Origin of the sequence: Caloranaerobacter azorensis DSM 13643 (genome assembly GCF_900129995.1) — a bacterium.
Classification (GTDB): Bacteria; Bacillota; Clostridia; order Tissierellales; family Thermohalobacteraceae; genus Caloranaerobacter; species Caloranaerobacter azorensis.
On the sequence record NZ_FQXO01000088.1, the window covers coordinates 1 to 8676 of the forward strand.

The following is an 8676-nucleotide window of genomic DNA, read 5'->3' on the forward strand; positions in this document are numbered from 1 at the left end:
CTATTTCTTTTTTCGTAAAGATATGTTCTGTATTTTTCTAAATATCTTTTTCTGTTTTTGTCTTTTGTAGTCATTATTTCTCTGTTTAATTTTGCTATAAACCTATTAAAGTTGGCGTTATATGTCTTAAATTTTTTACCTCATTTATTTGATTTTAAATAGCCATATATTATTAGTTATTTCTACTAATAAAAAAATATTCCTTCTGAAATCAGATTTTTTATGTTTATATTGTAGAAAATTAGTAATAATTGTATAATGATTGTAGATAAAATCAAACTTTTAAAACCAAAATAGAAAAGGTGAATTTATGGAGATAAATGAGAAATTATTAAAACAAGTAACAGAAACAAAATATTTAACGGTTGAAAATGCATGGAGATATAGAACAATAATCAGATATTTCTACCTGCAGGCTCAAAAAATGAAATATTGGATATATAAAGAAGAAGTATTTGAAGAACTGAAAAAACACGATATATTCAAGGATTATACAATAGAACAGTGCAGGCAAGATTTAGATGCTTTAGTTGAGTGGAAAAATTTAAATGCTGTCCAAGATACATCAAAAGCTTCAACAATAGAAGAATTCAAAAATAAGCAGTTTAGATACCAAATAACAGATTATACGGTTGAAATTGAAAGAATGATATTGAAACTTGAAAATTGGAAAATTGAAGGGGCTTCATTGGAGCCCTCACTTTTAGAACGTTTTAAGAAAGAGATAGAAAAATTTAAAGATATGAAAAATAGAGACATGAAAGAGGTTGGAAGCTGGTGGATGTCATTAAATGAAGATTTTAAAAGATTAAATCAAAATTATCAAGACTATATTAGACATTTAAATAGTGTTAAAGCAGAAGAAATGATGAAGACACAACAATTTTTGATTTTTAAAGATAAATTTATAGAATATTTAAGGAACTTTGTAAAAGAACTTCAACAGAATTCGTATGCAATAGAATATATAATAAAAGATGTTGACGAAGATACAGAAAAAATAGTGCTTGATAAAGTCGTTGAGTACAGTAAGTCTATTCCTAGATTAGATATGGAAATATCCGAAAAGGATATTAAAGAAAATATATTAGGAAGATGGTTAAGTATCAAAGAGTGGTTTTTAGGAAGCAATTTTCAAGAAAGCGAGGCATCGAAGTTATTTGGAATTACTAATCAAATTATAAGAAAGATAACTAGGTATGCATTTCAAATAGTAGAGAGCAGAAATACAGCTGCAAATAGAAAAGAAGAATATAAAAAACTTTGTAATATTTTCTTGCAGGCTAAAGATATGGAGGAGGCTCATATGATATCGGCATATGCCTTTGGAATACCTCATATGAAGCATATAAGAATAGATAAGCATAGAGAAACAGAAAGTATAAATAGCGGGGTATATGATGAAAAGCCATACGAGGTAATAATTAAACCTAGGGTTAGGACTTACAGAGAAAAGAGAGATAGGACGCCGATAAAAGATAATACAGAGAAAAAGAAGAAAATACTTAAAGAGACTATAGAGAAGCGAAATCAAGAAAGAAAAATAATAGAAGGTTACATAATTGATAATCAAATAGAAATATCTAAACTTCCTAAAATAGAGCCTTATGTTAGGACAACTCTTTTAAAATGGATATCTAGGGCAAACAGTTCTCCAGATTGGAAGGCAAAGACTGAAGATGGACGAGTATTTAAATTAATAAAATCTAAAAATAATGAACGTTGTACTTTAGATTGTGAAGATGGACAGCTAGAAATGCCGTCTTATATTTTAAAGTTTGAATAGGAGAATGATATATGAATGAATTAAGGGAATTATTATATGAATATTGGATATTAAAGGATAGAGATAAAGAAAAGTACTATAAAATAAGAGATTCTATTTCCAAATTTAGAAGTTTTATATCAGATAAATTGGGTTATCAAATAATATTGACTTCAGATTTAATAAAACTGGAAAAACTTCCAGGGAAGGCAGAACCTTGGATGGGAATATATGCGTTTGATGATAAATTAGAATATGCTTTTCTATGTTTACTATTAATGTTTTTAGAAGATAAGGAAAAGGAAGAGCAATTTTTACTTTCGCAGCTTACAGAATTTATACAAGGAACTTTTCCTGGCGATGAGAAAATAGAATGGACATTATATTCTCATAGAAGGCATCTAATAAAGGTATTAAAATTTGCAATAGATATTGGATTTATTAAAGTCAATGATGGAGACGAAGAAAGATTTTATACCGATCAATCAACAGAGGTATTATATGAAAATACCGGGACATCTAAATATTTTATGAGAAATTTTTCTGGCAATATATTAAAATACAGTACATTAGAAGATTTAGAAAGAGACGAATGGCTGGATATGGATACCGATAGAGGACGTATAAGAAGAAATAGGGTATATAGAAGGATAATAATGTCTCCGGCTGTATATAGACATGGGGAAGACGATCAAGATTATTTATATATTAAGAATTACAGAAATATGATACAGGCCGATTTAGAAAAATATCTGCAAGTAGATTTACATGTTCACAGAAATGGTACTTTTTTAGTATTAGATGAGGAAAAGAGATATAAAAATTCATTTCCTGAAAATAGAGCTATTAGCGATATAGTTTTACAGGTAAATAAAATTATAGTTAATAAGGTTAGAAATAAAGAACTTTCAAGAAATGCGGAAGATATTATAATTGTACATAAAACTGTATTTGACAATATTATTGAAGAGGTAAAAGAGAAATATAGTATTGGCTGGAGTAAGGAATATAGAGAGATGAAGCTAGAAAAGTTATCTAAAGAGGTTATAAACTACATGAAGAATTTTAGTATGTTGAGGGTAGATGAGGATAACAATGAGATTATTATATTACCTCTAGTTGGTAAAATTGTAGGAGATTATCCTAAAGATTTTAACAATAAAGAGAAGGAGAATGATTAAATTGGATATGAATAGATGGATTATGAATAGGGCGGGATTAATAAATTTCTGGTATTATGACGATGAAGAATTTAACTTTTCAGACGGTAAGCTTCTTTTGAGAGGTGCTAATGGATCAGGTAAATCGGTAACAATGCAGAGTTTTATACCGCTTTTGTTAGATGGGAATAAAAGTCCGGATAGACTAGACCCATTTGGTTCAAGAGCTAGAAAATTAGAGAATTATGTTTTAGGAGATGAAGACTCGGGGAAAGATGAAAATATTAGCTATATATACATGGAATTTAAAAAGGAAAAGACAAAAAATTACTTAACTATAGGAATGGGATTAAAAGCTAAAAAGGGGAAAGGACTAGATTTTTGGGGATTTGCCATTACTGATGGCAGAAGAATAGGAAAAGACTTTTTTCTATATAAAAAAATTGATCAGAAAGTTCCGCTTAGCAGAAGAGAATTAGAAAATAGAATAGGAGACGGTGGAGAAGTAAAAACCAAACAAAAAGACTATATGGCTATGGTTAATAAGTATTTATTTGGATTTGACGAACTAGAGGAGTATGATGAGCTTATTAAATTATTAGTTCAACTTAGAACACCAAAACTTTCTAGAGAATTTAGACCTACAGTAATATATGAAATACTCAATAATTCACTGCAACCACTTTCAGATGAAGATTTAAGACCAATGTCTGAAGCAATAGAAAACATGGATAACATAAAAAATAAATTAGAACAATTAGAAGTATCTAATAGAGAAGCGAAAAAACTCAAGAAAGTTTATGAAGCATATAATAATTTTGTGTTATTTGAAAAGGCAAGAGATTATGTCGATTCTTATGATAAATTAAAAAGTCTAATAAAAGAAAAGAGCAAATTAGAAGACAAAAAAAGTCATTATGAAGAAGAAATTTCAAGTGCTGTTGAAAACATCAAGGAACTTAAGATTCAACAAGATAATTTGAGGTTGAAAGAACAAGAATTAAGAAAGCACGACAGTTTCGGATTAAAAGAAAAGATAAATTTTTTAGAAAGAGAACTAATCGATTTTAAAAAGGAACGAGCTAAAAAGGCAGATGAGCTTGAAAGGAAGAAAGATAGAGAAAGAGAACTTTATGCGAAAATTAAGAAACTAGAAGAAGACGAAGAATATAGTATTAGTAAAATACGTGAAAATATCGAAGAATTAGACTCATTAGCTGATGAAATGAAGTTTGATGAACAATTTTATATGAAACAGGAATTATTAAAAGATATAAGATGCGAATATAAATTTAATTATGTAAAAGATCAGGTTAAAGCTTATAGAGATAAGGTAATAAAAGTAAAAAGAGAGTTGGAAAGAGAAAAAGTTAAGCGAGATGCTTATGAGAAGGCTCTAGAAGATTTTGAGAGGACTAAAGGTAATAAAAATGTAATAGAAAAGAGATTAGAAAGTGCAAATTTGTTGTTTTCAGAAATAAAAGAAGAATTTATAGAACGGATTTACAGCTGGGAGAAAAATAATAGTATTTTTAAAATAGATAATAATGCATTAAGTAATATTTCTCAAGCTGTTAATACTTACGGTGATAAAACTAGCTTTGATGACATTTTAGCTTTAGTTAGAAAAGAATATAATACAGTCGAAGATTTATTAAAAGAAGGAAAACAGGATTTAAGTTTAATCAAAAGTAAATACGTTAAAGAATACGAAGAAAAGTTAAAAGAAATAAAAGAGTGGGAAGAAAAAAGAGATCCAGAGCCAATAAGAGAAGAAAAGGTACTATTAAATAGAGAAAGGTTGAGCAAAAATAAAATACCATTTATTCCTTTTTATATGGCTGTAGATTTTAGAGAAGAGCTGACAGAAGAAGAAAGAGGAAGATTAGAAGAAACGCTATTAGAAATGGGTATATTAGATGCATTAATAATTCCATCTAGATATAGAGATAAGGTTCTTGAGATGGATGAAGATATGGCAGATAAATATATCTTCCCATCACCGAAGTATCTTACTTATGAGTTATCTAGTAAATTGCGCATTGAAAAGATTGATGTTGATGGAATTACAACAGAAGATGTAGATAATGCTGTAAAGAGTATTTTAATGGATTATTCTGATGAAGGTACGTATATAAGAGATAACGGAGAATATGGTATAGGAATAATAAAAGGAAAAGTTACAAATAGATACAGGGCAAAATATATCGGTTCAACTGCGAGAAAGCGATTTAGAAAAGAGACATTAGAACGATTGACAGTTGAAAAACAAGAAATTGAATATAAAGTTAAAGAAGTAAACGAAAAAATAGAGACAATAAATCATAAACTAAAAAAATTAGAAGATGAGTTTAATAATTTTCCAAATAAAAGAGATTTAGAAACTGCATTGCAAACTGTGAGAGAAGAGACATTAAATTATGACAACATATTGAGGGAGTTAGATAACAAACAGGGAATATTAGATAATACTTATCAGGAATTAAATATGATAAAGCAAAATATACACAATCTTACACTAAATATTAATCTTCCAGTAAATTTAGAGGCATATGAGAATGCAGAAGAATGCATAAGAGAGTATATGGATTTGTTAAATGAATTAGAGAGAAAACATTCAAATCTTTTGAAAGTTTTGATGATAAGAAGTAATATTGTTGAAAGTAAAGAAGAAATAGAGATAGATATAGATAATCTAAGATACGACATTAACAATATAGATAGAAAGATTAAAGAAAGTGAAGGCAGATTAAAAAATTATAAAGAACAATTGGAACTTACTAATTATAAAGAAATAGAAAGAGAAATAAATGAATGTATAGAACTTTTAAGAAAGATACCTAATATGATTAATGAACTTACAGAAAAAAGAGCGAAGGCTGAAACTAAATTAGAACAAACTATTCAAAAATTAAATGATTTAAATAAAAATATAGAACTTCAAAAGAAGATAAGCGGCGTTCTAGAGACGGGTTTTAGAGAAGAATATCTGCTTGGGTTAGTTTTTTCAGATGACATAGAAGGGGATATTTACAAATTAGCAAAAAGTGTTTACAATGAATTGAAATATTTTGAAGACAAAAATAAAAATAGAGAAGATTATCTAAACAATCTGCACAATAAGTTTTATGAAATAAGACAGTATTTAACCGAATATTCACCAAAGATTGAAATTATTTTTGATAAAGAAGTAGACGATCTAGATATTTCAGAAATTGTATTAAGACAAAAAAGATATGTAGTTAAGGCTAGAGTTAGAGGAAAATATATTGGATTTTATCAATTATTAGATTATATACAAGAGGGAATTGATGAAAATAAAAGATTAATCAGAGAAAGTGATAGAAAGATTTTTGAGGATATATTGACAAAAGACATAGCTAAAAAGATTAGAGGTAAGATTTATCACAGTAGAGCTTGGGTTGATAAGATGAATAAGCTAATGGAGGGGATGAATACGTCAAGTGGATTATCTTTTAGCCTTAAATGGAAGAGTAAAGTAGCTGAAACAGAGGAGCAATTGGATACGAACAGATTAGTTGAGCTTCTGATGAAAGACGGAGATTTACTTACTGATAGTGAAATAAATGAATTGGCTGCTCATTTTAGATCTAAAATTGAAGAGGCTAGGAGAGCAGCTTTAGAAACAGGGACAAGGCAGACATTCCATCAAATAATGAAGGAAGTTTTAGATTATCGTAAATGGTTTGAATTTAGACTGTATTTTAAAAAGACGAATGAAAGAAATAAAGAGCTTACAAACAATGCATTTTATAAATTTAGTGGTGGAGAAAAGGCTATGGCCATGTATGTACCGTTATTTTCAGCAGTATATGCCAAATATGAAGGCGCTAGAAAGGATTGCCCTAAAATAATATCATTAGATGAGGCCTTTGCTGGAGTAGACGAAAACAACATAAGAGATATGTTTAAATTATTAAATGAACTAGAGTTAAACTTCATAATAAATTCACAAATTCTTTGGGGAGACTATGATACTGTTAAGTCTCTATCTATATGCGAGCTTTTAAGACCTAATAATGCAAAAGAAATAGCAGTCCTTAGGTATATTTGGAATGGTAAGGTTAAAACTTTGGTTGAGGATGTAGGTGTATAATAATGGACAGATTAGTCGTAGAAGCGAGTGAGTATTTTAAAAGAAATAAAGGATTTAAGAGAGCTTTTTCAAAAATAAGAGATAAATACAGATCATTAGGGAAAATTGGAGGAACGATAATTTTAAAAAATTTAACTAAAGAAGAAAAAGATGCTTTATCGGGTTTTTTAGGAATAGGACTATATGATAAGAATGATATTAAAATAAAGGTAGAAAAATTCCAAACTTCATTAGACAATTCAAGGTTTAAAGGGATAAAATTAGAAGATGTATTAGCAGAATATTTTGGCAGTACTATAATAAGCAAAAAAGATGAAAAGGAAAAATATAAATTAGAAAGAGAAAGATATTTTGAAGAAATATTTAAAGAATTTATTGGTACTAAATCGTACAATTGGTTAAAATATGTTTTTAAATTTAAAGATAATGCATATAGAGTGATTACGAAAAGATACGATGAAGATAGACAAGCCTTAAAAGAAGATTTAATAATAACTATGAGAGGCTTAAATAGCTTACCGTTTTTAAAATCTAAAACAAAAGAAAGATTAGCTATATTTGCTTCAAGAGTTACAAAAAATCCTCATGCTTTTGATGAAAAAACAGAAGCTGGAAAACTTTTAATATACGGTATTAGTTATTTATTAGGTAGAGATTTTCCGAAAAGTGCAGAAGATAAAGCCGAGTACTACTATGAGGTAGGACTAATAAAGGACGAAATATCTAATTTTACAGTATGTAGTGGATTGCTATCTTATAGAGACAGCGTAATTTCGGCAGGGTGGAAAGATTTCTATGAAATTTCTGAGCCTATGCATGTATCATTATGGAATTTAAGTAAAATAGAAAGAATAATTAGTCCTACTGGTAGGATATTTGTATTTGAAAATCCAACTGTTTTTAGTGAAGTTCTCTATAGAATTTCTAGATTTAAGCCGCCACTTATGTGCAGTTATGGGCAAGTAAAACTAGCATCATTAGTTTTGCTAGACATGTTAGTCAAAGAAGGGGTTAAGATATACTATTCGGGAGATTTTGATCCAGAAGGGATAATGATTGCAGATAAACTGAAAAATAGATATGGAGACAATCTAATATTTTGGCGATATGGTATAGAAGATTATTTTAAATCGATGTCCCGGGAAATAATTGATGATACTAGATTAAAGAAACTAGACAATATTAAAAATAAAGATTTAATTGAATTGATTGAGATTATAAAAGAAAATAGATATGCTGGATATCAAGAGTTGATAGTTGAGGATTTAATTAGAGATATAATTGAATAGAATTTATTTAAACTTTTGGGAATAGGAAACGATAGTGTAAAAAGAAATATGAAAAGTTAGAGAAAAGATTGGATATACTTTAAGATGATATTTTAAAGATTTTACCCAAAAAAGGGCATAAATATCCCGTAGGGTGTAATTTAACTTTAAATTTTAACTGTTAATTTGTCAAGGTGCATTTTAAAATTAAGCAGCTTCTTTTAAAATATTGCTTCTATGCTTTTGATTTTCTATGGCATGTAGTTGTGCTAATTCAATTAGTTTAGCCCATTTTGCTGGCATTGTTTCGTATCTATTCAGCTCAGTTAGTGGTATTGGTACTTTACCATTTAAGGCTGAATGAGG

General features: G+C 28.6%; 4 protein-coding genes. All 4 read left to right on the forward strand.

Going from position 1 to position 8676, the window contains the following annotated elements; genetic code table 11:
• Nucleotides 1–310 precede the first annotated feature (310 nt).
• From BUB51_RS11055 to BUB51_RS11070, 4 genes are read left to right on the forward strand one after another with little or no spacing between them, the layout of a single operon-like run.
• Nucleotides 311–1786 (forward strand): TIGR02677 family protein, encoded by a 1476-nt coding sequence (locus tag BUB51_RS11055; protein WP_073197756.1) that lies wholly within the window; start codon nucleotides 311–313, stop codon nucleotides 1784–1786.
• Between the two features lie 11 nt (nucleotides 1787–1797).
• Complete coding sequence (locus tag BUB51_RS11060) at nucleotides 1798–2946, forward strand: TIGR02678 family protein (protein WP_073197758.1); 1149 nt, start codon at nucleotides 1798–1800, stop codon at nucleotides 2944–2946.
• Nucleotides 2939–7042 carry a TIGR02680 family protein gene (locus tag BUB51_RS11065; RefSeq protein ID WP_073197759.1) on the forward strand — a complete coding sequence of 1368 codons (4104 nt, stop codon included), beginning with the start codon at nucleotides 2939–2941 and terminating at the stop codon, nucleotides 7040–7042. Before BUB51_RS11060 ends, BUB51_RS11065 begins: the two co-directional genes overlap by 8 nt.
• A gap of 2 nt (nucleotides 7043–7044) precedes the next feature.
• Nucleotides 7045–8331 carry a TIGR02679 family protein gene (locus BUB51_RS11070; protein WP_073197761.1) on the forward strand — a complete coding sequence of 429 codons (1287 nt, stop codon included), beginning with the start codon at nucleotides 7045–7047 and terminating at the stop codon, nucleotides 8329–8331.
• The last annotated feature ends 345 nt before the right edge of the window (nucleotides 8332–8676 follow it).